Source organism: Robertmurraya sp. FSL W8-0741 (assembly GCF_038004005.1).
GTDB classification, from domain to species: Bacteria; Bacillota; Bacilli; order Bacillales; family Cytobacillaceae; genus Robertmurraya; species Robertmurraya siralis.
Genome location: NZ_JBBOQG010000001.1, coordinates 2,043,088 through 2,066,582, shown reverse-complemented (window position 1 = coordinate 2,066,582; position 23,495 = coordinate 2,043,088). Strand labels below are relative to the sequence as shown.

General features: G+C 38.6%; 23 protein-coding genes and 3 pseudogenes. 3 read left to right on the top strand and 23 right to left on the bottom strand.

Translation table 11 applies throughout. From position 1 onward, the window contains the following. Nucleotides 1-606: 606 nt before the first annotated feature. From NST02_RS09980 to accB, 7 genes are all read right to left on the bottom strand, one after another. Complete coding sequence (locus tag NST02_RS09980; protein WP_321177901.1) at nt 607-1,467, bottom strand: polyprenyl synthetase family protein; 861 nt, start codon at nt 1,465-1,467, stop codon at nt 607-609. Between the two features lie 22 nt (nt 1,468-1,489). Beyond that, complete coding sequence (locus NST02_RS09975) at nt 1,490-1,717, bottom strand: exodeoxyribonuclease VII small subunit (protein WP_137743192.1); 228 nt, start codon at nt 1,715-1,717, stop codon at nt 1,490-1,492. 2 nt (nt 1,718-1,719) lie between these two features. Continuing rightward, nucleotides 1,720-3,069, bottom strand: coding sequence for an exodeoxyribonuclease VII large subunit (gene xseA, locus NST02_RS09970; RefSeq protein WP_095306699.1), 1,350 nt, complete (start codon nt 3,067-3,069; stop codon nt 1,720-1,722). A gap of 41 nt (nt 3,070-3,110) precedes the next feature. Continuing rightward, nucleotides 3,111-3,491 (bottom strand): transcription antitermination factor NusB, encoded by a 381-nt coding sequence (gene nusB / locus NST02_RS09965; RefSeq protein ID WP_095306700.1) that lies wholly within the window; start codon nt 3,489-3,491, stop codon nt 3,111-3,113. A 436-nt stretch (nt 3,492-3,927) separates the two neighbouring features. Then, nucleotides 3,928-4,332: an Asp23/Gls24 family envelope stress response protein gene (locus tag NST02_RS09960; RefSeq protein ID WP_095306701.1), complete on the bottom strand. Its 405-nt coding sequence runs from the start codon at nt 4,330-4,332 to the stop codon at nt 3,928-3,930. Between the two features lie 23 nt (nt 4,333-4,355). Beyond that, a complete protein-coding gene (accC, locus tag NST02_RS09955) occupies nt 4,356-5,708 on the bottom strand; it encodes an acetyl-CoA carboxylase biotin carboxylase subunit (protein WP_095306702.1) in 1,353 nt (450 codons plus the stop codon). A gap of 14 nt (nt 5,709-5,722) precedes the next feature. Next, complete coding sequence (gene accB / locus NST02_RS09950; protein WP_340948882.1) at nt 5,723-6,214, bottom strand: acetyl-CoA carboxylase biotin carboxyl carrier protein; 492 nt, start codon at nt 6,212-6,214, stop codon at nt 5,723-5,725. Nucleotides 6,215-6,516: 302 nt separating this feature from the next. On the opposite strand from accB, the gene NST02_RS09945 reads away from it, so the two are divergent. Further along, complete coding sequence (locus NST02_RS09945; RefSeq protein ID WP_340948880.1) at nt 6,517-8,007, top strand: methyl-accepting chemotaxis protein; 1,491 nt, start codon at nt 6,517-6,519, stop codon at nt 8,005-8,007. 113 nt (nt 8,008-8,120) lie between these two features. Here the strand turns inward: NST02_RS09945 and tnpA are convergent, their stop codons facing one another. From tnpA to spoIIIAA, 9 genes are all read right to left on the bottom strand, one after another. Beyond that, on the bottom strand, nt 8,121-8,591 hold the full coding sequence (tnpA, locus tag NST02_RS09940; RefSeq protein ID WP_340948879.1) for an IS200/IS605 family transposase: 471 nt from the start codon (nt 8,589-8,591) through the stop codon (nt 8,121-8,123). Between the two features lie 181 nt (nt 8,592-8,772). Beyond that, nucleotides 8,773-9,327, bottom strand: a complete 555-nt coding sequence (locus NST02_RS09935) for a SpoIIIAH-like family protein (protein ID WP_095306705.1) — start codon at nt 9,325-9,327, stop codon at nt 8,773-8,775. Between the two features lie 94 nt (nt 9,328-9,421). Next, nucleotides 9,422-10,057 (bottom strand): stage III sporulation protein AG, encoded by a 636-nt coding sequence (gene spoIIIAG / locus NST02_RS09930; RefSeq protein ID WP_137744514.1) that lies wholly within the window; start codon nt 10,055-10,057, stop codon nt 9,422-9,424. A 3-nt stretch (nt 10,058-10,060) separates the two neighbouring features. Next, nucleotides 10,061-10,681 carry a stage III sporulation protein AF gene (spoIIIAF, locus tag NST02_RS09925; RefSeq protein ID WP_095306707.1) on the bottom strand — a complete coding sequence of 207 codons (621 nt, stop codon included), beginning with the start codon at nt 10,679-10,681 and terminating at the stop codon, nt 10,061-10,063. Between the two features lie 22 nt (nt 10,682-10,703). Next, nucleotides 10,704-11,900, bottom strand: coding sequence for a stage III sporulation protein AE (spoIIIAE, locus tag NST02_RS09920; protein WP_137744515.1), 1,197 nt, complete (start codon nt 11,898-11,900; stop codon nt 10,704-10,706). Nucleotides 11,901-12,157: 257 nt separating this feature from the next. Further along, entirely contained in the window at nt 12,158-12,538 is a 381-nt protein-coding gene (gene spoIIIAD / locus NST02_RS09915) for a stage III sporulation protein AD (RefSeq protein WP_095306709.1), read from the bottom strand. Between the two features lie 24 nt (nt 12,539-12,562). Continuing rightward, nucleotides 12,563-12,769: a stage III sporulation protein AC gene (gene spoIIIAC, locus NST02_RS09910; protein WP_009794945.1), complete on the bottom strand. Its 207-nt coding sequence runs from the start codon at nt 12,767-12,769 to the stop codon at nt 12,563-12,565. Between the two features lie 124 nt (nt 12,770-12,893). Further along, nucleotides 12,894-13,409: a stage III sporulation protein SpoIIIAB gene (gene spoIIIAB / locus NST02_RS09905; protein WP_095306710.1), complete on the bottom strand. Its 516-nt coding sequence runs from the start codon at nt 13,407-13,409 to the stop codon at nt 12,894-12,896. Further along, a complete protein-coding gene (gene spoIIIAA, locus NST02_RS09900) occupies nt 13,410-14,327 on the bottom strand; it encodes a stage III sporulation protein AA (RefSeq protein WP_095306711.1) in 918 nt (305 codons plus the stop codon). It lies immediately after the preceding gene. A gap of 358 nt (nt 14,328-14,685) precedes the next feature. On the opposite strand from spoIIIAA, the gene NST02_RS09895 reads away from it, so the two are divergent. Next, complete coding sequence (locus NST02_RS09895; protein WP_170211364.1) at nt 14,686-15,354, top strand: SIMPL domain-containing protein; 669 nt, start codon at nt 14,686-14,688, stop codon at nt 15,352-15,354. A 104-nt stretch (nt 15,355-15,458) separates the two neighbouring features. Here the strand turns inward: NST02_RS09895 and efp are convergent, their stop codons facing one another. From efp to NST02_RS09880, 3 genes are all read right to left on the bottom strand, one after another. Further along, complete coding sequence (gene efp, locus NST02_RS09890; RefSeq protein ID WP_095306713.1) at nt 15,459-16,016, bottom strand: elongation factor P; 558 nt, start codon at nt 16,014-16,016, stop codon at nt 15,459-15,461. A 94-nt stretch (nt 16,017-16,110) separates the two neighbouring features. After that, a complete protein-coding gene (locus tag NST02_RS09885; RefSeq protein WP_095306714.1) occupies nt 16,111-17,172 on the bottom strand; it encodes a M24 family metallopeptidase in 1,062 nt (353 codons plus the stop codon). A 143-nt stretch (nt 17,173-17,315) separates the two neighbouring features. Continuing rightward, complete coding sequence (locus NST02_RS09880; RefSeq protein WP_095306715.1) at nt 17,316-17,831, bottom strand: YqhR family membrane protein; 516 nt, start codon at nt 17,829-17,831, stop codon at nt 17,316-17,318. A 431-nt stretch (nt 17,832-18,262) separates the two neighbouring features. Between NST02_RS09880 and NST02_RS09875 the strand changes: the two genes are divergently transcribed. Beyond that, entirely contained in the window at nt 18,263-18,652 is a 390-nt protein-coding gene (locus NST02_RS09875) for an SA1362 family protein (RefSeq protein WP_280526655.1), read from the top strand. A gap of 167 nt (nt 18,653-18,819) precedes the next feature. On the opposite strand, the gene NST02_RS09870 is transcribed toward NST02_RS09875, so the two are convergent. From NST02_RS09870 to NST02_RS09855, 4 genes and pseudogenes are all read right to left on the bottom strand, one after another. Then, nucleotides 18,820-19,704: a patatin-like phospholipase family protein gene (locus NST02_RS09870; protein WP_095306717.1), complete on the bottom strand. Its 885-nt coding sequence runs from the start codon at nt 19,702-19,704 to the stop codon at nt 18,820-18,822. A gap of 663 nt (nt 19,705-20,367) precedes the next feature. Further along, a pseudogene (locus tag NST02_RS09865) lies at nt 20,368-20,547 on the bottom strand (IS5/IS1182 family transposase); the annotation flags it as partial. A 118-nt stretch (nt 20,548-20,665) separates the two neighbouring features. Continuing rightward, nucleotides 20,666-21,071, bottom strand: a pseudogene (locus NST02_RS09860) (transposase); the annotation flags it as partial. Nucleotides 21,072-21,560: 489 nt separating this feature from the next. Further along, nucleotides 21,561-23,333, bottom strand: a pseudogene (locus NST02_RS09855) (vitamin B12-dependent ribonucleotide reductase); the annotation flags it as partial. Between the last annotated feature and the right edge of the window lie 162 nt (nt 23,334-23,495).

Genomic DNA, 23,495 nt, shown 5'->3' with positions numbered 1-23,495 from the left:
ACTTTCATTTCTTTTTCGGATTACTAATTCCGATTTCGGATTGTCTTTCTAAAAAAAGCTGTGTTAAATATGGTTGCTCATGCATTTTGGGCTTATTATAGTTCTGACTCGATGAAGCGAAGAAGAAAAAAGCTTAATCCTAGCATTTTCTCAAAGTCAGAATCAGCTTTTAAGCTAAGCTTCAAAGACATAAGAAACCAAGGGTTGCTTACGCAGATGAGCCATAAATCAACTAGATCATATATAACATAGCCTTGAAAAAAGAACCGCTAGCACAAAAGTGATAACGGCTGAACTGACTTCATGTCAATTTAGACTTTTTGCTTATTGTCTCTAATAGAAATTCTGCGTCTGCTTCGCAAATTCCATTTAAAACAAATTATTTATTTTACACGGTCCTTTTCACTACCGCAGCTTGGATAATAAAGGGATGGAGGTTGATATACCTCACTTCGCCCTCTCTCACTACTGCATTTACATAGAGAAAGTGTTTGTTTACGTTCAGTCTATGTAGCAAAATAAATATTTAGACAAAATCAATCTGTATTATAACATAGAAATTCCATTTAGTAAAAATGCAGATTTATGCCACCCATATAAAGGAGATTAATGATCTCGATTTGCAACCAAATCTGTTAACTCCATAAGCAATCCTGTATTTAAGCCCGTTTCCTGAAGAATGCCTTGCGCTTTCGCAATTTCCTGCACCAATGCTTTCTTTGCACCGTTCATAGTTAATAGTGCAGGATAGGTGCTTTTATGATTAAAAGTATCACTGCCAGTACGCTTTCCTAGCTTTTGCTCATTCCCTTCCAAATCAAGAATATCATCGCGAATTTGGAATGCCAGTCCTAAGTGATGGGCGAATTTTCTAAATTGTTCAACGATGGCGGTCGGTGCTCCTGCTAAGAGAGCTCCTGCGACAGCGCTAAAGGCTAACAGTTTGCCTGTTTTATGAATATGAATATATTCAAGTTCGTCCAAGGTCAAACGGCGATTTTCTCCGCTTATATCAGCAACTTGCCCTCCGACCATTCCTTCAGCACCAGCGGCGACAGAAAGCTCGCGTATAAGTTTCAGCTTTGTTTCAGCCCCTACCTCAGCTGTCTCGGCAATTAATTGGAAGCTATAAGTTAGTAGGGCATCCCCTGCTAAAATCGCAAAAGCATCCCCATAAACTTTATGATTTGTCGGTCTGCCTCTTCTTAAATCATCGTTATCCATACTTGGGAGATCATCATGAATCAAAGAATATGTATGAACCATCTCAATTGCTGCTGCAGTCAGTAACCCTTTTTCAACTTTATCCCCGAATGCATCAATTGTGGCAAATAAGAGCATCGGTCGAATTCTTTTCCCGCCAGCTTCCAAAGAATATAACATGGATTCTTTTATAATCTCTGGGGCCTTCATTTGCATCACACTTGTCCGTAATTGCTGCTCGAGGAGCTCTTTATGTTTTTGCATAAAAGATGCTAAAAGCTCCACTTTACTCCTCCTCTTGGATGGAAAACTCCTGCTTTTTCCCATCCTCTGTAATAATTTGTGTCAATTGTTCTTCAACATCTTTTAGTTTATCGTGGCACAGCTTAGAAAGCTCCATTCCTTTTCGATAAATTGCGATTGCTTCTTCTAACGGCACATCTCCTTCTTCAAGCTTTTCCACAATATCTTCGAGATTTTTCATCGCTTCTTCAAACGTCATTTTTTCTTCCACCTTTAACTCTCCTTCCCCTCAACATTCAGGACTTGACACTGAATCGATCCGTCTGACATCCGGACGGTCAGTTGATCTTCCTTTGAAAAGTCATTCACACTTTTTACTAGTTTGCCGCTATCATCGTAGACAAGACTATAGCCCCGTTCCATTACCTTCAATGGACTTAACGCTTCAAGTGTTGTAAGCATCTGTCTAAAATCCTTCTGTTTGTCTGCCAAAATAGCTGTCATCACGCGGTTCATTTGCTTTTCAGCTTTTTCATGCTGTTCCCTTGCTTCTTTTAACAGCTCACGTGGTTTATGTCTTTCAATACGGCGATTTAAGTTTAAATAGGCTTCTTTCTGGGTTAAAAATTGTTTTTCCGCACCCTTTACAAGACGCTCTGTTGCTCTATCAACCTGCTCCATCTTCTGCTCGTATGCTCGTCTTGGATAACGAAATGCATAAGAACGTTCAATTCGCTTTAGGCGTTCTTGTGCATAATGAACCCGCTCTTTCATAACCCTCAGCATTCTCGTTTGTCTCGTCAATATCCGCTCCATCAATTCATCTACATGTGGTACTGCTAATTCAGCGGCTCCCGTCGGGGTAGGAGCGCGCATATCAGCAACAAAGTCAGCTATCGTAAAATCAGTTTCATGTCCAACTGCTGAAATAATAGGGAGCGTCGAAGTATAGATCGCTCTAACAACTATTTCCTCATTGAACGCCCATAATTCCTCTATCGAGCCACCGCCGCGGCCCACAATTAAACAATCGACTTCATCCATTTCATTCGCTGTTTTAATGGCGTTTACAATCGAATTTGGCGCTTGATCTCCTTGAACAATTGCGGGAAAAATGAGGATGCTGGCAACAGGATATCTCCTTTTTATCGTTGTAATGATATCTCGGACAGCCGCACCTGTTGGTGAAGTAATAACTCCAATTGTTTTTGGATATTTTGGGAGTGGTTTTTTATGGGCAGGTGAAAATAATCCTTCTTTTTCTAATTTCTCTTTTAGCTGTTCATATGCCAAATATAGTTCACCAATACCGTCAGGCTGCATGTTCTTAACATATATTTGATATTGTCCGCTTTGCTCATACACGGTTATGTTACCGGTAATCAGAACCTTCATCCCATTCTCAGGAATGAATTTCATCGCACGCGCATCGCTGGAAAACATTACTGCCAATATTCTTGCTTTATCATCCTTTAAGGTAAAATACATATGCCCACTTGAATGCTGTTTAAAATTGGAAATCTCCCCTTTTACATGTACTCCTTGTAAATGGGGGTCGGCATCAAATTTTCTTTTTATATATTTCGTTAAGGCTGCGACAGTAAGGTAGCGCTTTTCCTTCATAAAAAAACCCCTTTTTCACAAGCAAAACTTGTTACAATCCGTTAATGAATCTTTGATAATATTCCATTGATAAACCGGCTCGATTGATCATCTCCATAGATTTTGGCAATTTCAATCGCTTCATCAATAGCCACTTTCGTCGGAACGTCCTCTTTGCAATACAAAAGTTCATATGCTGAAAGACGCAAAATGTTACGATCGACAATCGCTAACCGTTCAAGCGTCCAATTTTCAAGATTCTTCTGCAAAATTCCGTCAATTTCTTCTTTGTTTTCAACAACGCCCAAAACTAATTTTAATAAATAATCATCATTCCGTACTCCTTCAAGGACATGAGCAATCGCATCCTTCGGCTCTACATCACTTACGTCAATTTGGAACAACGCCTGCAACGCCTTTTCTCTAGCTGTTCTTCTTTTCATTTATTTTCTACTCCTTTTAGGATGTTTTAGATGGAACTTATATCGTTAAACTTCGTAACCTTAATGGCTGAAGTGAGTGGAATAAATGTAGCTTTCCTATTTTGCCAATTGGATTAAGCCACTCTAACAAGCTTCATTGCTTTTCTATAAGTCATTAAAAATAATAGCATAACAAAGGGCTATGTTAAACAATATTATTGTGAGGTCAATATTTGTGATCACGGCAGATCACCTCTTAATTTTAAATGCCTTTCAACTGGGCTCTTGTACCAGCTTTAAAGTTAGAATTTGTGGAATTTTTAATCTTATCCTTCACTATAGCCGTTATTATGTCAGGTTAATCTCTTTTGACAGATTTTAAAAAAAGCCCGGAGGCATTTTCTAAAAAGAAAACAAAAACCAAAGACTTTTCGTCTCTGGTTTTTTCATTGTGCCATTACATTTCTTGCTCAGTTTCCGCTTCTTGTTTCGGATTGTCAAATTGAATTCCAACAATATGAACATTCACTTCTTCAGCCTCAAGTGCAGTCATATTTAGTAAAGCTTGACGGATATTATCCTGAACCTTTCCAGCTACCGTTGGAATAGAGATCCCAAATTTCATCAAACAGTAGACATCGACTTTAATCCCGTCTTCAGTAAGTTCCACTTTTACGCCTTTTCCATGATTTTTCTTTCCTAATCTTTCCACCACACCCGTTGCAAAGCTTCCGCGCATTTGTGAAACGCCTTCAACCTCTGAAGCGGCAATTCCAGCAATGACTTCTATAACCTCTGGAGCAATTTCTATTTTTCCAAGCCCAGTTTGACCTTGACTCATTTCCAATAAGTTTTCGCTCATATCCGAGTCCTCCTATATTTGTATTAAGATTTCATAACATCATACATTTCTAGAAATTTCGTATTGAAATCACCTTCCACGAATTTCTCGTGATTAAGCAATTTCAGGTGGAAGGGAATGGTTGTATGGATCCCTTCAATGACAAACTCGCTCAATGCTCTTTTCATTCTTGAAATAGCTTCTTCTCTTGTACTTCCATAAGTAATTACCTTTGCAATCATCGAGTCGTAGAATGGAGGGATCGCATATCCTGGATATGCCGCCGAATCCACCCTAACTCCCAATCCGCCTGGTGGAAGATACATCTCAATTTTACCAGGAGAAGGCATAAAAGATTTTTCTGGATTCTCTGCATTGATTCGACATTCAATCGCCCATCCATTAAATTCGACTTCTTCCTGCTGAAATTTCAATGCTTCCCCAGAAGCAACTTTAATTTGTTCTTTTATGAGATCGACTCCTGTGACCATCTCTGTTACTGGATGTTCAACTTGAATTCGCGTATTCATCTCCATGAAATAAAATTGGCGATTTCGATAATCATATATAAATTCTATCGTACCTGCACCAGTATAATCAACTGCTTTAGCCGCTTTTACAGCCGCATTACCCATTTCTTCTCGAATTTCACTATCTAAGGCTGGGGAAGGAGTTTCTTCTAAAAGCTTTTGCAGTCTTCGTTGGATCGAACAATCTCTCTCGCCTAAATGAACAACATTGCCAAAATTATCTGCTAAAACTTGAATTTCGACATGGCGAAAATCTTCTATATATTTCTCAATATATACTCCAGGATTGCCAAAAGCAGTGAGCGCTTCTTGTTGAGTTATGTTTATTCCTTTAATTAAATCAGCTTCATTACGGGCAACGCGAATTCCTTTTCCACCACCGCCTGCAGTTGCCTTGATAATAACAGGATAGCCAATTTCTTCGGCAAGCTGAATGGCCTCGGATTCATCTTTAATAATTCCTTGCGATCCTGGAACAATCGGAACTCCTGCTTCCTTCATCGTTTCTCTTGCAATATCCTTTGTTCCCATTTTTGTAATCGCTTCCGGAGTCGGACCTACAAATATAATATTGCACTCTCGACAAAGCTCTGCAAAAGCTGCATTTTCAGCTAAAAATCCGTATCCAGGGTGAATCGCCTGGCAATCGGTAAGTTTTGCCACACTGATGATATTCGTAAAATTCAAATAGCTATCCTTTGACAATGTTGGCCCGATACAATATGCTTCATCAGCAAGCTGAACATGGAGGGCATCCTTATCCGCTTCAGAATATACAGCTACTGATTCAATATCTAATTCCCGGCACGCACGTATGATACGGACAGCAATTTCTCCTCGATTGGCAATTAATAATTTTTTTATCATTTTCGCTTCGCTCCTTATTCAGGCTTTACCAAAAATAGTGGTTGACCATACTCTACTAATTGGCCGTCTTTCACAAGGATCTCCACGATTTCCCCATTTACTTCTGCTTCAATCTCATTAAATAATTTCATTGCTTCAACAATACAAACGATCGAATCGTTGGTAACTTTGCTCCCTACTTTTACATAGGGCTCCGCTTCAGGTGATGGTTTATGATAAAAAGTACCAACCATCGGTGAGGTTATTTTATGTAAGCTTTCATCGACGGAGACAGGTGCATCCTTCGTTTCTTTTACTTCAACTTCCTTGTCAGCTTGAACCACCTGTGGTTTTGGCGCTGCATCGACGGCTGCCGGTTCAACAACTGGTGGTGCTGAAACAGCAACTACACCTCCGTGGTTTTTTTTCATTTTAATTTTGCAATCATCAACTTCATATACAAACTCATCTAAATTGGATTGATCTACAAGTTTAATTAGTTCACGAATTTCTTGTACCTTTAACATTTATGACACTCCTATTCACATTAAAGTTTAGCACTAGATACTAATACTATACGATAAGACCTTACAAAAGTTCAATCATTACATTTTTTTCAATCATTTTCAGTTCCTCAAAATTAAGATAATGAAGGAGATGTTTAAACTCTTCATGAGGCTAATACTTAAAGCAGGAAGACGTATGCCAATAATGTCTGAGTGGAATTGTTCCTATCGAATATTTCAATTATGAAATTACATTTTTGAAAAGGATTTTTTTACAATTATAGCGAAAATTATTTTAGAAGAAAAAAGCAGGGAGGAATAGGATGAAAACGATTACAGAAATTAAACAGGAGGATTTAACGAGAAAGAATTCACTCGTAGTCAAAGCTACATTTGTCTGTGTCATTTTGGCCGCTCTTGTAGACATCGTCATGCAAAAGGAATTAGCCCTCATTTTATCTATTATTATCGGCGGTGGTCTTGGAGTGGGTCTGATTGCTCTTCTCCATTATACAAAAAAGCTCGTAACCATTATTCCATACTTAGCAGTTCTCCTTGTCGCTGTGGTTATGTATGTTATCATGGCGAATAGTGTATCTCCTACTGCCTATGTTCTATTGTACTTTATTCTAGCTACAGCAGCTATCTACATGGATAAAAAGGTACTATGGTCAGGAGCGATACTCGGTTTTGTCGCAATTAGCGTCTTTACTTGGGTGCATCATCCCGCATTGCCATTAGATATAAAGAACTATGCAACCGTCTATCTCCTCTATCTGTTAGTGTCAATTTTGTTAGCGTTCCAATTGTCCATTGCAAAAAAATTATCTGAAAATATTGTCACAGCACAAAAACAAACAGAGGAGCTGTTATTGCTTGATCGAGAAATTAGAAAGACGGTTGATGCAAGTACGGTTAGCCTCTCAAATTTGATCCAATTTGTCAAACATAAAAGTCATGAAAATTATGAAGCCGCGCAAGAAATGAATCATTCAATTAGTGAAATTAGCGCAGGCATGCAAACTCAGACTGATTCGATTCAAGAAATTACTAGGGAATTAGAAAATTCAAATCAAGTTATTCTGGAAACAAGTGAATTAGTTCATAAGCTCCACGGTGATTCAATCGCCGCACAAGGAGTGACCAATAATGGCGCATTGCTTGTAACCGAGTTAAAAGATGGACTTGAAGTTTCCTATTTTAATATGGAAGAGGTTGCAAAACAAACAACAACACTAGCCTCGCTAGTAAAAGAAACCGTTAATTTTTCAGAGGCAATCCAAGGAATAGCCGATCAAACAAATCTACTCGCGTTAAACGCCTCCATTGAAGCTGCACGAGCTGGAGAATCCGGCAAAGGATTTGCGATAGTAGCCGATGAAGTAAGAAAACTTGCAGAAATCAGCCATAAAACGGCCACACATATTTCCGAAAACCTACAGCATGTGATGGGCGGGACTAAAGCTGTGACAGAAACGGTCTCGTCAACGAGAACGAAAATTAATCATAATCTGCAGCTTGCGATCAATACACAACATGCCTTTACACAAATTCAAACTACATTCCGCCAACTAAAGGAGGATATCTCCAAATATGAGACGCTCACGAAAAATGTCCTGGGCTCCTCCAGATCAATTGAGCAGGCACTCAGTGAATTTAGCGCTGTGATTGAACAAGCCAGCGCCACACTACAGGAATTATCATCGGCAGTCGGAGTACAAACGGCACAACATGAAATATTGCTGAACTCTGTAACAGATGCCCATCAATCTGTTGATAATTTAATGAAACTCCAATCAAAACCACCAGTGTGAACTGGTGGTTTGCTCTGCGGCTGAAAGCCTCTCTTACCGGCCTTGGCCTTAAAGGCCAACTGAAAGGGTTTCCCTTCTGCACCACATTCACTCACTAATTCTAAAGAATTTCTTTATTTCTTCCGATTTTTCTCTCCTGTGAATGGATCAAATTCTTCGAACAACGTTAATTGATCAGCCACGTAATCCTCTTTTAGCTGATTTCTTATATATTCTTGTATTTGCTTCTTATTTCTTCCCACTGTATCAACATAGAAACCTCGACACCAGAATTTTCGATTTCCATAGCGATATTTCAGATTCGCATGTCGATCAAATATCATCAGGCTACTTTTTCCTTTTAAATACCCCATAAACTGAGATACACTTAATTTCGGTGGAATACTCACCAACATATGAATATGATCTGGACAAGCATTTGCTTCATGTATGATGACGCCTTTCCTTTCACATAAGTCTCTTATGATCTGTCCAATACTCTTTCTGTATTTTCCATAGATCATTTGCCTTCTGTATTTTGGTGCAAATACTATGTGATACTTACAATTCCATGTTGTGTGTGCTAAACTATTCATGTCCTTCATCAGGGCATACCTCCTTCATGAGTGAGATAAAGTGGTCGGGAAACCAACTTTATCCTACCATGAAGTGAGGTTTTTTTGTTACCACGCTTTAAGCTCTCTGGAACCCCCGGCATAGCCAGGGGTTTTCTAAACCATTAAACAAGCATAACGGGGAGGCTACGCCTCCCCGTTATCGTCTTTCTTATTCATTCGGTTGAAATTCTACCGCGACTGCCTGCATTTGGCCAAGCTCTGTCTTCACTACTTGAATAATTTCATTTGCTGCAGAAGCAGAAGGTTCATTAGATTTAACAGTTATGCGAACTCTCTCACCATCCGCGCGAACAAGAGCATCATCGTAACCCATAGCGACAATTAACGTTTCTAATACAGCTTCCTTCTGAGCAACTTGATCAAGATTTTGAATCTTATCATAAGCGTCACCACGTTCCTCGGACGGCAGCTCTGTTGATGCCATAATATCTCTTAATTCTTCCTTGTATTTGCTTCTTTCTTCATCAAGCTGCAAACGTAATGCATCAAATACTTCATCACTAGCCACGCTTGAAATTACTTCACCTTCTGTTTCTGTTTCACTAATTACCCCTTCTTCCTCTTGATTTGCAGCTTCTTCCTTCTCCTCTGTTGCCGCCAATTCCTGCTGTCTTTGATCTGGTGAAGTCATATAATAAACTGATAATACAACCACTAAACTTAACATTGTTAAAAGCCAAACCGTTTGCTTTTTTAGTAACATTTATAAAATCCCCCTTCATGAAATTAAATGTAAATTGTTCACACAATATATAAAATCGTTTCCTAAAATATTTAGGAGCGATGTTCTTCATTCGCTACTTCCTTGGCATGACCGATACGCGATGACTTGGAACATCAAGCAATTTCGTAACAGATTCGATAATCCATTTTTTAACCTGAATATTGTCAGCGCCTTTTGCTACTACTAAAACCCCACGAATTTGCGGCTTTTTTGTTTCTAATTCAATTGGAACCTCTTTTTCCCCATCCCGAATAATGACAATTTGACTGTCTTTAGACTGATCCTCTACTTTTCGTTGTCCACCTTCCCGGTCAGTTTCTTCGGTTGTTTGTGAACGAGTTACTGTGTTTTTTTCGTATACACTTTTTTCTGTCGCATCGACATTAACGACAACCATCACATCACTAACGCCAGCGATTCCCTCTAATGCATCTTTTAACTGCGCTTCATATCTGGCTTCATAAGAACTAATCTCATCATCTCCTGCTGTCTTCGCAGTTCCTATTGCTTCAACTTCACTCTTTTCTTCATTTTCATGATTCAACACTGGAATGCTAGCGTTATCTTCACCTAATAATGAATTACTCACTATCATAATGGCTGCCCCAAAAAGAAGAATAACAATGAAATACTGGTATTTCTTATCTATCTTTCCTTCCTTTGAAAGCAATCTTTTCAGCCAAGACAACGGGCCTTTTTCTTGCTCCATTGATTAATCGCTCCCCCCTTCTACGACGATTTCTATTTTTTCTTTTTCAACATCCCATTTTTCAGAAAGAAGAGATGCAATCGCTTGACTTTCTTTTGTTAGTTTCTTAGATGGGAGAGGCTCACTTGTATTGATCTCTACTTTTTTCACGACTTCAACTGCGTCTGTCTCAGTATTAGGTTCCTTTAGCTGGACAACGATTGATTGAATTTGTTCAAAAGACTCACTCTGACTGTCATCATCTACATCAATTTCTATATGGGCAATTTCTAATCCGTACTGATCCATCAACTCCTTCTCTACGTCCGATTGCAGTTGGACAGCCGTTTCTTCTAAAATATATGCATGGTTGGAGGCTTGTATTTCTTTTTTCTGCAATTCTATTAAATTTTCCATATTTTTTTCTTCACTATTGGATTGAATCGATGGGATCGAGGCCAGCGCTGATTCAAAATCGGAAGAAAGAAGCTTAAATATTGGAGACAAAATGATTGTTATTAACAATAGACCCGCCACCATTTTCGTATATTTTTGTAAACTCGTATTAGGGAGCAGAAGGTCTATTACAGTCGCAATGAGAACAAAAAGAATAATATTCGTAATCCATTCAGTAATGTAATCCATAACTACCCCCTAAGTACTTTATTTATCGCACCATCATTGTTAAATTCCCAGCTGCAATAATGACCGTCAAACTGAGAAAGAACATTAAGGAAACAATCGCCAATGCTGCAAACACGTATATGACGCTCTTACTAATAATATCCAAACACTTTATGATCGGCCCTCCTCCGAGGGGTTGCAAGATTGCTGCTGCAAATTTATAAATAAAGGAGATCATTAAAATTTTAATAGCCGGAAAGGCAACTATTAAGAGCAGAATCGCGACGCCAGCAATTCCGACAGTGTTTTTTAAGAGTACTGAGGCGCTTATGACGGTGTCAGTTGCATCAGTAAACATTCGGCCGATTACCGGAATAAAGTTTCCAGTAATAAACTTCGCCGTTCGAATCGTCACCCCATCTGTAATCGCAGTGGATGCCCCTTGGACCGAAATAACGCCAAGAAATACAGTTAAAAAAAGACCCAGCAATCCAATGCTCCAATTTCGCAGCAAATTTCCCAGTTGTGTCACCTTATAGTGATCAGTCAGTGTGCTAACAATATTCAACAAAGTAGATAAAAAGAGAAATGGCAAGACAATAAACTGTATGAAAGTTCCGCTTATATTCATAAGAAACAAAATAACAGGATGAAAAAAAGCTGCTGAAATCACTCCGCCTGAACTTGCAATAAGGGCTAGCAACAGGGGAATCAATGCCAGAATAAACGAAGTCATCGTATGAATGGCATCTGTCGTATATTCAATAGCCACATGAAAGCTATTTAAAGCGATAATGACCAATACCATAAAGACAATGGAATAAGCCACTTTACTAACAGTGCTTTGTTCAAACGCATTTTGCAGGGATTGCAAGAACATCGAAAAAATTGTGAGCATAATTAATGTTCCAAGCAATTTTCCATTCACTAGAAACTCATGAAACATGTACTTCATAAAACCTGAAAACCATTCTTTTATAGAGAATTTCTTCTCACCTTTTAAAAAGTCATATAAACTGCCCTTTTGACTTTCAGGAAGAAATCCGCCGTATTCATCCAACACATTCTCCCAATACCGTTTGAGTTCATCTAAATTTAACGCTTCCAGTTGAGCGTCAACTAGCGCCTGCGGATCTAATCCGTCACGCTCTTCTTCCGCTGCATGTGCTTGTCCATTTAGTAAAAATAAAAAAAGGATGCAAATGAACATTATTGAAAAAATTGTTGAAGAGTGCTTCATAAATTTCACCTTCTCATGAGAAAAGCATAGACAATTCGAAACGCCATTGATCGTTCTCCTTCGTGCTCATCGCCTGACATCACGAAAAATACGAATGTCAGAATTGTAATTTCCAATTCTTGATTGGCAGATCTTGTGAAGAATAACTTATAACTTACTGGCGCTACCGTTAAACTATTCTCAAAGTTATGATTTGTACTTTATAGCAAAAGAAAAGCATTAGTATGATTAGCGCAACAGATGGAAGTAACGAAGCTTCAGCTTGGAATTAATTTAATGATCGTTTCAATTAAAACGGATAAAATTGGAATCGCCATTGCCAGAATTAATATTTTTCCTGCTAGTTCTATTTTTGAAGCAATGGCTCCTTGTCCAGCATCCTTCGTAATTTGGGCGGCAAATTCAGCAATGTAGGCAATTCCTATAATTTTTAAAATCGTTTCAACATAGACGATATTAACTTTTGCATTTATGGCAATTACTTCGAGCATGTGAATAACTGCATATATTTGATCAAGCAAAAATAAAAAAATCGTACAACCAACAAAAACAATAAGTAAAAATGCAAAATTGGGCTTCTGTTCCTTAACAATAAGTGCTAAAAAAGTGGATACTAGGGCAATTCCTACAATTTGGATAATTTCAATCTTTGAGCCCTCCCTTTATCCTTGGAAGAGGAACACCGATTTTATTTTTTGAAACAAGTCATCTACAATCGATGCGACCATAAACAAAATGTAAATGAAGCCAAACAGAGTGACCCACTGGGCATATTCCTTTTTTCCAACTTGGTCAAGAATGGTGTGCAGGAAAGCAACAACAATTCCTACTCCAGCTATTTTAAAGATTATATCTACCTCTAACCCCATGTGTTTTCCTCCCTAAACGCTAAATAAGTGATTTCATAAAGACATTTATAGCCGTTATGAAAGCGAGAGTTTAAATCTGAACATATATAATGGTGAGTACTCTGTGTTGCCGTTTTTAAATCCGTCATAGCAAGAGAATGACTAGCAATAATCCGGATAAAAAACCAAGGCTTTTAACCATTTTTTCGTATTTTGCTTGTCTATCATAAGCATCTTGTTCCTCTCGTTCCAAGTGTGTTAAAGTGAGTTGAATTTGCTTCTGCTGGGAGACTCGGTCATGCCGTCCCAACGTTTCACCAAATTGTTTCATGATTTCAAATTCTCCTTGCTTCAACGCTGTCAACTTCCATACTTCTTTTAAGCTTTCCTCCCATGCCTCTCTGACAGTTGTTTCAGTATTCGTCAATTTTTTCGCAAACGCATCGAAAAACCATGATAATGGCTTACTCATCTGAGCAGCTATTCTTCTTGATGCCTCATGCAATGGCGTGTGCCCATACATAATTTCCGCTTCAAGAGATTGCAATGCCGATTTTAGCAAGCGCAATTGCCTCGGCCTTTCATTTAGATGTCGCGATGCCTCAAAACCTGTCCATGTCGTTGCTAAAATAATGACGATAGCTCCAATCATTTTCATCATTTATGTCACTCTCACTTTTTTAACAAGCTCTGAACCGTTGCCGTCCTTAATAGAGGATATCGTTCCAGGACCCTTGAGCCGATTTAATTCAATAAAACGCTGAAAGATTCCCATTTCAATCAATGGTTGCAGAGTAGGGCGATTTTTCACCTCTTCATATGAATAACCATGGGTTGTCGTAAATAGCTTAATTCCAGCGTGGAGCGCTTCTAAGATTGCTTCACAATCTTCCTTTCTCCCGATTTCATCAACAATCAAAACATCTGGACTCATTGAACGGATCATCATCATCATCCCTTCCGCCTTTGGACATGCGTCCAATACATCGATACGGGGTCCAAAAGTTAACTGAGGAATTCCCTTGACGCTTCCAGTAATTTCTGAACGTTCATCAACAATCCCCACTTTTAAAGGAGAATAAGTACGATCGCCACCGGAAATGATGCGCGCAAAATCTCGAAGTAACGTAGTTTTTCCAGTTTGTGGAGGTCCAATAATCATTGTGTGTTGCCAACCATTGTCATATATATATGAAGCCAGTCCATCTGCTATCCCGATCTTTTCTCTAGCGATGCGGATGTTAAAAGACGATATATCTCGAATCGCTTTAACAGAATCATTCTCTAAGATGACCTTCCCAGCTAAACCAATTCGGTGCCCCCCTGCGATTGTCACATAGCCTCTTTTTAACTCTTCCTCCATGGTATAAATGGAAAAATGACTAATTTTATTTAAAAGCTGAATCGCATCTTCCTCCTTCACAATATAAGGAAGAAAGTGAGGAGTTCCCTTCACGGCAATTTCAAGCGGTCGATTTATCCGAATTCTTATTTCTTCCATCTCACTAACTTGAAAAGGAGGAAGCACCTCAATCTGGTGAGTAATATTGAGAGGCAGCATATTTAATACCTGTTCCAAAATAAATTCCCCTCTCTTCATTTTTGAACTGTAAGATGAACCTATTAAAAATGTATGCCTGCTTGGACACTTTATGACTAGTTCAGCATAATCACTTTTTTAGAAGAAAATTTTTCGATTAAATATTGATGGGGTTAAATTGCTCATGATTTTCGTTCTGCCTCAATGAAACGGATGGAGAAAACCAGCTTTCTCCTAGCGTTTTCATCGAGTCAAAGTGATTTTTTTGCAAAAAAGCATGAGAAACTATGGTCTCTCACAAAATGAGCAAAAAACAACAGAATCATATAACATTAGGCAAGACATAAAATGTAATAATGGGAGCAAGAACAAGTTTAAATGGGTGGGGGAAGAAGAAATGTATAATCAACAACCGTTCTATCAAGGAGCACATAGAAATCCTTTCGAGGGGGAAATTATAGTAATTGGCGAAGGAAGCGTTACAATTCAACCAGATAAAGGAAGGATAAGATTGGGAGTCGAGATTGAAAACAAGGAATTAAAAAAAGCCCAATCGGATAATGCAAGAGCAATCTCCTCGATCATAAATGCATTGCAGCAAATTGGAGTATTGGCAGAACATATTCAAACAGATCAGTTTACGATTTATCCAATGTATGATTTTGTGGATGGAAAACAAATTTTTCGGGGCTACCGCGTAGAGCATTTGTTACTAATAACAGTAAATAATCTTGAAAACATCGGGCTTGTTGTTGACACTGCCGTCGAGCATGGAGCCAACCGTGTTTCGAACATCTCTTTTCAAGTTTCAAATTCCTCCGAAGTTTATCGAGTCGCTTTAAAAAAAGCGATAGAAGATGCTGTAAAAAAGGCATATACAATTGCAAAGTCTTTAAATCTAAACATTGTCCCGACTCCAAGGAAAATAACAGAAGAAAAAGTGGCTCTAAGAGAACCTAGTCCCTTATATGAAATGCAGATGGTCAAAGCTGCTTCCACCGAAATAGAACCAGGAACGACTGAGATAAGGGCTGTTGTGTCCGCGATATTCATCACCAACGAATAAATAAGTGGCACGTTTTGCCTGCCGCTACCCGAAATAAGAGCGCTTGTTATTTCAACAAAAAAAATCCCAAATGGACTTCCACTTGGGATTTTTACTCATTTAGTTTATGCGCGAGAGACGTAAGAGCCTTCTGATGTGTTAATGATTAAACGATCGCCTTCATTAACAAAGAAAGGTACCTGAACGATAAGACCCGTTTCAAGTGTTGCTGGCTTTGTACCTCCAGAAGCTGTATCTCCTTTAATACCAGGTTCCGTCTCTGTTACTTCTAATTCAACTGTATTCGGCAGCTCGATTCCAAGGGTTTCACCTTGGAACATCATAATATGAACTTCCATATTTTCTTTCAAAAACTTCAACTCATATTCAATGGCTGATGCAGGTAACTCAATTTGGTCATATGACTCATTATCCATAAAAACATGCTGATCGCCATTAGCATACAAATACTGCATTTTACGGTTATCAATTTGTGCTTTCGCTACTTTTTCTCCTGCACGGAATGTTTTTTCTTGAACTGCACCTGTTCGAAGATTACGTAATTTAGAGCGCACAAACGCTGCACCCTTACCTGGCTTTACATGCTGGAAATCCATCACACGCCAAAGCCCTCCATCTACTTCAATCGTTAATCCTGTACGGAAATCATTAACAGAAATCATCTTAAAAATCCTCCCAAGGGTAATGTAATAAAAATGTAAATTGGAAGCACGGAGTCTTTTTCCAAAATATCACAAAAAACTGATTTACATAATTCTATAATATAATGAGTTCTTTTGTAGAGTGAGTCAAAGACTCATTTCCTTTTTCGGTAATTACTGTGTCGTCTTCAATACGAACTCCGCCAAGTCCCGGTATGTATATCCCTGGCTCAACTGTAACAACCATGCCCGGTTCTAATTTGAGATCAGATTTAAAGGATAATGCAGGTCCTTCATGTACTTCAAGTCCAATTCCATGCCCTGTTGAATGTCCAAAATAGTCCCCGTACCCTTTTGCAGAAATATAATCTCTTGTTAAAGCATCGGCTTCTCTTCCAGTCATGCCAGGTTTTATTCCAGCCATCCCCAATTGTTGAGCACCAAGCACGATTTCGTAAATTTCCTTTAATTTCGCATCTGGTTCACCTACAGCTAACGTTCTCGTAATGTCAGAAACATATCCTTTATAATAGGCTCCAAAATCTAAAGTAACGAAATCGCCTTTTTCGATGATTTTATCCGATGCCACACCATGCGGAAGTGCCGAGCGGGTTCCTGAAGCAACAATAATGTCAAAGGAAGAAGAAGTGGCACCAGCTTTTCTCATAAAGAACTCTAATTCATTCGAAACATCTAACTCCGATATGCCGGGACGAATGAATTGCAATATATGTGTATATGCAGCATCAGCTATTTCTGCTGCTTCCTTTAATATCTTAATCTCTGCATCAGTCTTAATCAAGCGAATTTTTTCGATTAAGCCGGATACAGGCACAAGTTCTGCATCAACAACTCCTTCATAGTTTTTAAAGCTGGCATATGTAAGATGCTCCTGTTCGAAGCCCAGTCGCTTAATCCCTAAATTCTTCACTAGAAGAGCGACTTCCTCAGGAATTGTGCCAGTGTGTTTGACAATATCAAAGCCTTCACACTGCTTTGCTGCTTGCTCCACGTAGCGAAAGTCAGTAATAAATTTGGCAGCATCTTTACTAATTAAAACAACACCACTTGAACCGGTAAAATTAGAAATATAACGCCGATTGTAGGCGCTTGTTATCAGTAGTCCGTCAATCCCTAACTTTTCAAAACTATCCCTTACTTTTTGAATTTTATCCACTTTGGCTCTCTCCTTTAACTTTCCACTTGTAAGAATAGTAAAAATATACTTAACAAGAATATTTTATCATATTGTTTTTTTAAGTAACATGCTAAGACTCTGTCGGAGAGAGAAATCCAATTTGTGGCTGAAGCTGCCATCTCTTAGGAAGGCACCTCTTCAGCTTCTTGTCTTTTTCGCATTTGCAGCTCCTCATATTCATATGAGATGGAATAACCAATAAATATTCCATATAATATAAATAAACAAACCGATGTAATAATCGTCGTTCTGTTAAGTTCTCCAAACGGTTCTATCCCCGGAAAAATGGGATTTAATACAAAAAACACGAGCAAAAATAAAACAACTCCGTAGCCGATTCCTCCAAGAATACTCGTTACTTTTTTTAGGATAGCATAATAAATTAGTGCAACTCCGATTGAAATAATGCCGATAAATATAATGGAAATCACCGTTCCGAGCCATTGTTTTTTCCATTCCCCCAATGCCCATGGCTCAAGTATGACATTAGGACGGATCTCCGTGAAATGAAAAACATATAGCAAGTAGCCAATGCTACTCCATAAAATTCCCCCGACCAAACCTGTTAAGACAACCATTGTCATGATGGACATCGGTTCCTCTTTATTATTTTGCTCTAATTTAGGATTTCCTTTCATTCCTTCCACCTCCAATTATATTATGTCCTAGCAATAGCGTTCCTTTGCATTTTGGTGGAAATTCTTTTTATTCAAATGGCTTTATTTGTGTTTATGTTGATTTTTTTTTATGTGAAACATGAGCAAAAAATTGTTTAACAAGCAAAATAAGAAGAAAAAGTTTACGATTATGGAGGTTTTATTGATTTTCTAGTAGAATAAATTATAATAAATATTAATAAAACCCCAATTATTTCACAATTTTCAAAATAGTGTGCCAATAAAATAAATAAACGCATAGAATATTGATAAATTCTTCAATCCTATTGTTCGTTTTTCATTCACCACTTATTTGTTCAAGCCCATTGTGTTGACGTTCACATATTTATTTATAAAATAATCTTTAGAATGGTTTAAAATTAGAAATTTATGCTAATTATGCTTATAGGGAGGTGGCTTTATTGAAAAATCGAACTTCTTTTTATTTTGTAGCAGGTCTGATTGGATTGGCAATCATAGGGATAGTGAGTCGTTTTATCTCTAATCCTACTTCTTTTTTGACAAATATTTTTGTCTTTCTTATTATTGGATTCGGTATCTTCTTTTTAGTTCGCCGCTTCTATGGTGCAAGCCCACAAAGGCGCGAACAAACTGCTTTTAAAAAAGCTGCGAAACGGTCAAAGAAACGATTTCAGCAAAAAGACGCTCCTAAGCCTTCTTCTAAAAGCATTTCTGGGAATGTTAGTACCTTTAGGAGAACAGCCAATAAAGCAAAATCTGCAGCACATTTAACTGTAATTGAGGGGAAAAAAGGAAAAAAGAAAAAACGGGCCTCCTTTTAGCAAATAGGTTCGGAGCTATAAAAACGGGAGTTCAATTTAATTGGGCTCTTTTTTTTGATTACAAACTTAATTAATGTTGATGAAACATGGCTCGATATTTTCACTATCCAGTCTTCTTTCCCTCACACTCCCTATATTTCTTAATGATAATGCCGACTAACTAAAAATTAGTAAGACCAAGTTTTAAAAAATTTGGTTGTGCGATTGTAGCCAAGCTCAAATAATAATCGTTTTCTTTCTGGGGTTAGTTCAAAATCAGTTGTCAGCACCCCTTCAGTTGGGATAAAAATGATGTTTTTTTCATGCTTACGTGAAATGTAGCGAGAGTCATGGGCATCTTTCATTGTCTCAAACAATGCTTCAAATAGATTGATAGCATTATTAATTTCATTCTTTGGAAGCTCATTAAGATGATGACTCAGTTTAATCCCTAAAACCGGGCGTACTTTTTTCACATTCTCTTTGTCAAAAAGCCACATTGGAAAATTACTTAATACTCCACCATCGACAATAATACTAGGTGTGACACTGTTTTTAAGTTTTACTGGCTCAAAGAAATAAGGAAGACTACAGCTCATCCTGATCGCCTTCGCAACTGAAAAAGCATTGAGATTAATGCCGTAATTATGCAAGTCATCCGGTATCACCATTAAGCGCCCGTTTGTCAAATCGGAAGCAATTACCCTTAATGTCTGTGGTGGTAAATCAGCAAAGGTGCGAATACCTCTAACCGCCAATTTCTTTTCCAACCATTCTTCTAAATTATTTCCTTTATAAAGCCCCATTCGCCAATATAATAATAACCATTTCGCAACCTTCGTTGGGATAAAGGTTCTGCGCTGATCTAAAAAATTTACTAAATCCAATTCGTCAATCAGCTGATAAACTTCCTTGCTTGTGTAGTTAGCCGCAATTAAGGCAGCGACAATTGAGCCTGCACTTGTCCCAGCTACTCGTTTGAATTTAAGTCCCCTTTCCTCGATGGCCTGATAAGCCCCGATTAAGGCAAAGCCTTTGATCCCTCCACCTGAAAAAACTCCATCTATATACATAACGGTCACTCCTTAGATGTTTTTCATTTCTTCGTTGCAGGACCTATTGGACGATTCAAAATGCGGCAACATACAATATTACTTGCCTACAAACAAGGGCGACATCTCTTAGAAATAAGCTTTTTACATAAATAAGCAGGAGTCTATCAAAATAGTACAGTGGACATGAAAAAAGTGTTTTTCGGTAAACATAGAAAATTACCTGCATGGCTAAATCTTAAAACAAAATATATGTAAAAATTTTTACTGCTTGAGAATATGAAGTAGCCACCTTATTCAATAAGGTGGCTTCAGATGACTTGACGTCTTTTTTATTATTAGCTTTGTTATATGTCGGTGTTGATTTTTGGCTCGTTTTCTCCTATCGCTTCATGGAATCAGAAGACCTTTCAGCAGACTGTCGACAAAATCCATCGAAAGGGCTCCCTATCGATGGATTTTGTCATTTTTGGATTGGAATTGCGCTAAAAACGTTGATTTCCTTGCTTTCCCGGGGGCGTGCGCCGAGCCTCCTCCTCGCGGATGCTCGTGCGGAGTCTAGGCTGTCACGCTATTGGGGCCACTGAAAATCTTACGTTATTTTTGTCCCTATCATTCATGGGAACAAAAAAAAGCCATTTTCTCTCGTTTATGGAGAAAGAAATGGCCTTTTTTCCGCTGTTTTTACTTTTTTTCACTGAGTAACTTTATCATTCTTTTGAGATTGACTACAAATATCGTCGTTGCTCCTTGCATTTGCAAACCAAATAGACCCTTTGATGATGCAACATCATACCCGTGTCTGTTTTTTAATTCACTATTTTTGGCTTCAATTTTATACCGAGATTTTGCTAAATTCTTAAACTCTGTGTTCTAAATTTCCCCGTTCTGTCCGAATACTCCTCTCCATTTATACCACTGTAAAAGTCAGTTGAATGGACAACTCCCCCCCATTTTTACTAAGTTTTTCAGTGGCCTAACGCTATTCCCCAGGAGTCAAGCGCCTTCCGCTCCCATCAACTCGTTTGGCACCCCTAAAAGCAGGTGGCCAGTTCTTTACATTCATGACAGCAAACGTAAGCATCGCCTGCATAGACTTGTTTTTAAGACCTCGTAAGGTTGTCCATCGCATCCCCTGCTTTTCCTTCGCATCCGCAAAAACACGTTCAATCGTCTCCTTGCGTTTCGCGTAGATCTGTTTGATTTCATCGTTGTAACGTAGATGTTCCGCCTCTTCTATGTAAGCCTTCCACAATAGGACATTGTATAAGTTTTGGAGGGTGTTTCCTTTCCGTACACGGGGATAAAAACGGACATTCTGCACAAATCGCTGAATTTGATTGCTATTGCCGATCTCCTTCCTTCGTTTTCGTCGTGTACTTGAAGACAATTTCTTTATTCTCTATTCAAAAAGAGAAAGTGGATTGGAGTGGAGGATGGCGACAGCTGAGGGAAGCGGCTAGGCCCCGCCCGCGAAAAAGTGCCCATCCGGAGTGGAAATCAACCTACGCTATTTAGTTTATTTCTATTTTAAAAGAGAAACTTTGGTTTCCCATGAAATGAGCCCAAAATCATTTTAACTACCATTCTATTTAACAAAGCCTGATTATTAAAAAGAAGGCGATAAAGTTCGCAAATCTCCGCTTCATGCCCCTGTTTTCCGTTTTAAGAGCGTTCGCCAAGCGATGTTACTGCCCCTTCCATTAAAATATGTGGCACATGACGTAAACGAGCAAATCGAGTCACTATTGATTTATACACCGCACGACGCCTAACTATTTTTCAATTATAAAAAAAGTAACCTCTTGCGGCTCTACCGAAGAGGTTACTTTTTATCTGACTTTATTCAAAAAGAGAGTTCGACTCGCTTCAAAGAATTAAAGTCCGCATTTTAATTGCGTATTACAGTTGGTACATGTATTACATCCACCAATTTCTTTCACTTTTCCTTTACGGCATACAGGACAAGTATTGCCCACTTCAGAGCCGATTGTCACATCTGTTGAGCGAAGGTCACTGATCGTGTCTACAAGTACGACATGCTGCTTTGGCGTTTCTTTCTTTTCCTCTGGCTCTTCAAAGCTGTTTTCTTCCGCTTTCAATGTCAGTACTTGTGAATCACGAGAACCGTCGACGTAGACTGTTCCACCTTTTGCACCACCGCGGTATAATCTTTCATATACTTTTTGAACCTGTTCTACGCTATAGCCTTTTGGCGCGTTAACCGTTTTACTAATTGAGCTATCAATCCAACGCTGAATGACACATTGAACATCCGCATGTGCTTCAGGAGCAAGCTCCATCGCTGTTACGAACCAATTTGGCAGATTGTTTTCATCTGCTTCTGGGTGACTTTCCAAATATTCTTGCACGATATCTGCTTTTACCTCAATAAACTTCCCTAAACGTCCACTTCTGAAGTAAGAGAAGGAGAAGTAAGGCTCGAGGCCAGTAGATACTCCAACCATTGTTCCAGTGGAACCCGTCGGAGCAACAGTTAGTAAGTGTGAGTTTCGAATACCGTGTTCTAAGATTGATTCACGAATATCTTCAGGCATTTTTTTCATAAAGCCTGTTTCTGTGAAGGCCTTACGGAGACGATTTGTTTCTTCTTCTGTGTCAGCAGTTAAGAATGGGAAGCTTCCCTTCTCTTTCGCCAGCTCTACTGAGGTTCTATATGCAGTAGTTGCGATCGTTTCGAACACTTTATCTACAAGCTCATTGCCTTTTTCAGAACCGTACTCTGTTTCACAGTAGATTAGTAAATCATGTAGTCCCATCACGCCTAGACCTACACGACGCTCACCTAGAGCTTGTTTCTTATTTTCCTCCAGAAAATAAGGTGTAGCATCAATCACGTTATCTTGCATGCGTACGCCAACTTCAACGGTACGCTTTAACTTTTCAAAGTTTACTGTTTTTGTTTCTTTATCTGCCATTTCAGCTAAGTTAACCGCTGCTAAGTTACAAACTGAGAATGGTGCGAGAGGCTGTTCGCCACATGGGTTTGTCGCAACGACTTTTTGACCATAGCTTACCGCATTTGTCATGTCGTTCGCATTATCAATAAAGAAAATTCCTGGCTCTGCTGAGTAAGTTGCACAAATGTTGATAAGGTTCCAAAGCTCTTTCGCTTTGATTTTACGGTACACACGTACTTTGTGACCCATTTTCTCCCACTCGCGTACATCGCCAACATTATGCCATTCTTCATTATAAGTTTTCATTTCTTGAGCATTGTAATGTTCTACATCTGGGAAACGAAGCTCATACTCTGCATCGTTTTCAACAGCATCCATAAATTCTTTTGTTAAACATACAGAAATATTAGCACCTGTTAAAAACTCAGGGTTGTGAACGGAATAATTCCCACCAGTGCTTAGCTTTTCTTCTGCTTCAGCCATAATGTTTTCGCTGAATCCACCTTGTCCAGGTATATGTCTGTAGTTCAGGATTCCTTGATACATCGCTTTTTCCTGTTCTGTAAGTGGTGTAAATTTTAATTTTTCTTTTGCATATTTTTTAATTGTTTCATCGTTTGTCGTTTCAAGTAAGAAACGCAGAATTCTTGGGTTTTGCATTTTGGAAATAATAAATTCGATAATGTCCGGATGCCAATCCGCCAACATAATCATCTGTGCCCCACGCATATTGTTACTCCTCATTAATTGAGGGGTGTGGACATTTCTGCCACACTCTTGCACTCTCATGCAAGGTCAGACTATATCATCAAGGAAGAAATTTTTTCGAATTTCAACTAGTTTTGTAACTCCATGTTTATAAAGTTCTTTTAAAGATTAGCTTAATATTCT

Bases quoted from the DNA above. Each gene is read 5' to 3' on its own strand.
- tnpA (WP_340948879.1), bottom strand. From the start codon at position 8,591: ATGAAGGACATGAATAGTTTAGCACACACAACATGGAATTGTAAGTAT.
- NST02_RS09945 (WP_340948880.1), top strand. From the start codon at position 6,517: ATGAAAACGATTACAGAAATTAAACAGGAGGATTTAACGAGAAAGAAT.
- NST02_RS09960 (WP_095306701.1), bottom strand. From the start codon at position 4,332: ATGAGCGAAAACTTATTGGAAATGAGTCAAGGTCAAACTGGGCTTGGA.
- spoIIIAB (WP_095306710.1), bottom strand. From the start codon at position 13,409: ATGATGAAAATGATTGGAGCTATCGTCATTATTTTAGCAACGACATGG.
- nusB (WP_095306700.1), bottom strand. From the start codon at position 3,491: ATGAAAAGAAGAACAGCTAGAGAAAAGGCGTTGCAGGCGTTGTTCCAA.
- NST02_RS09980 (WP_321177901.1), bottom strand. From the start codon at position 1,467: ATGCAAAAACATAAAGAGCTCCTCGAGCAGCAATTACGGACAAGTGTG.
- NST02_RS09935 (WP_095306705.1), bottom strand. From the start codon at position 9,327: ATGTTACTAAAAAAGCAAACGGTTTGGCTTTTAACAATGTTAAGTTTA.
- NST02_RS09880 (WP_095306715.1), bottom strand. From the start codon at position 17,831: ATGAAAGGAAATCCTAAATTAGAGCAAAATAATAAAGAGGAACCGATG.
- accB (WP_340948882.1), bottom strand. From the start codon at position 6,214: ATGTTAAAGGTACAAGAAATTCGTGAACTAATTAAACTTGTAGATCAA.
- spoIIIAE (WP_137744515.1), bottom strand. From the start codon at position 11,900: ATGAAGCACTCTTCAACAATTTTTTCAATAATGTTCATTTGCATCCTT.
- accC (WP_095306702.1), bottom strand. From the start codon at position 5,708: ATGATAAAAAAATTATTAATTGCCAATCGAGGAGAAATTGCTGTCCGT.
- NST02_RS09895 (WP_170211364.1), top strand. From the start codon at position 14,686: ATGTATAATCAACAACCGTTCTATCAAGGAGCACATAGAAATCCTTTC.
- spoIIIAF (WP_095306707.1), bottom strand. From the start codon at position 10,681: ATGGATTACATTACTGAATGGATTACGAATATTATTCTTTTTGTTCTC.
- spoIIIAG (WP_137744514.1), bottom strand. From the start codon at position 10,057: ATGGAGCAAGAAAAAGGCCCGTTGTCTTGGCTGAAAAGATTGCTTTCA.
- efp (WP_095306713.1), bottom strand. From the start codon at position 16,016: ATGATTTCTGTTAATGATTTCCGTACAGGATTAACGATTGAAGTAGAT.
- xseA (WP_095306699.1), bottom strand. From the start codon at position 3,069: ATGAAGGAAAAGCGCTACCTTACTGTCGCAGCCTTAACGAAATATATA.
- spoIIIAC (WP_009794945.1), bottom strand. From the start codon at position 12,769: ATGGGGTTAGAGGTAGATATAATCTTTAAAATAGCTGGAGTAGGAATT.
- NST02_RS09870 (WP_095306717.1), bottom strand. From the start codon at position 19,704: ATGTATATAGATGGAGTTTTTTCAGGTGGAGGGATCAAAGGCTTTGCC.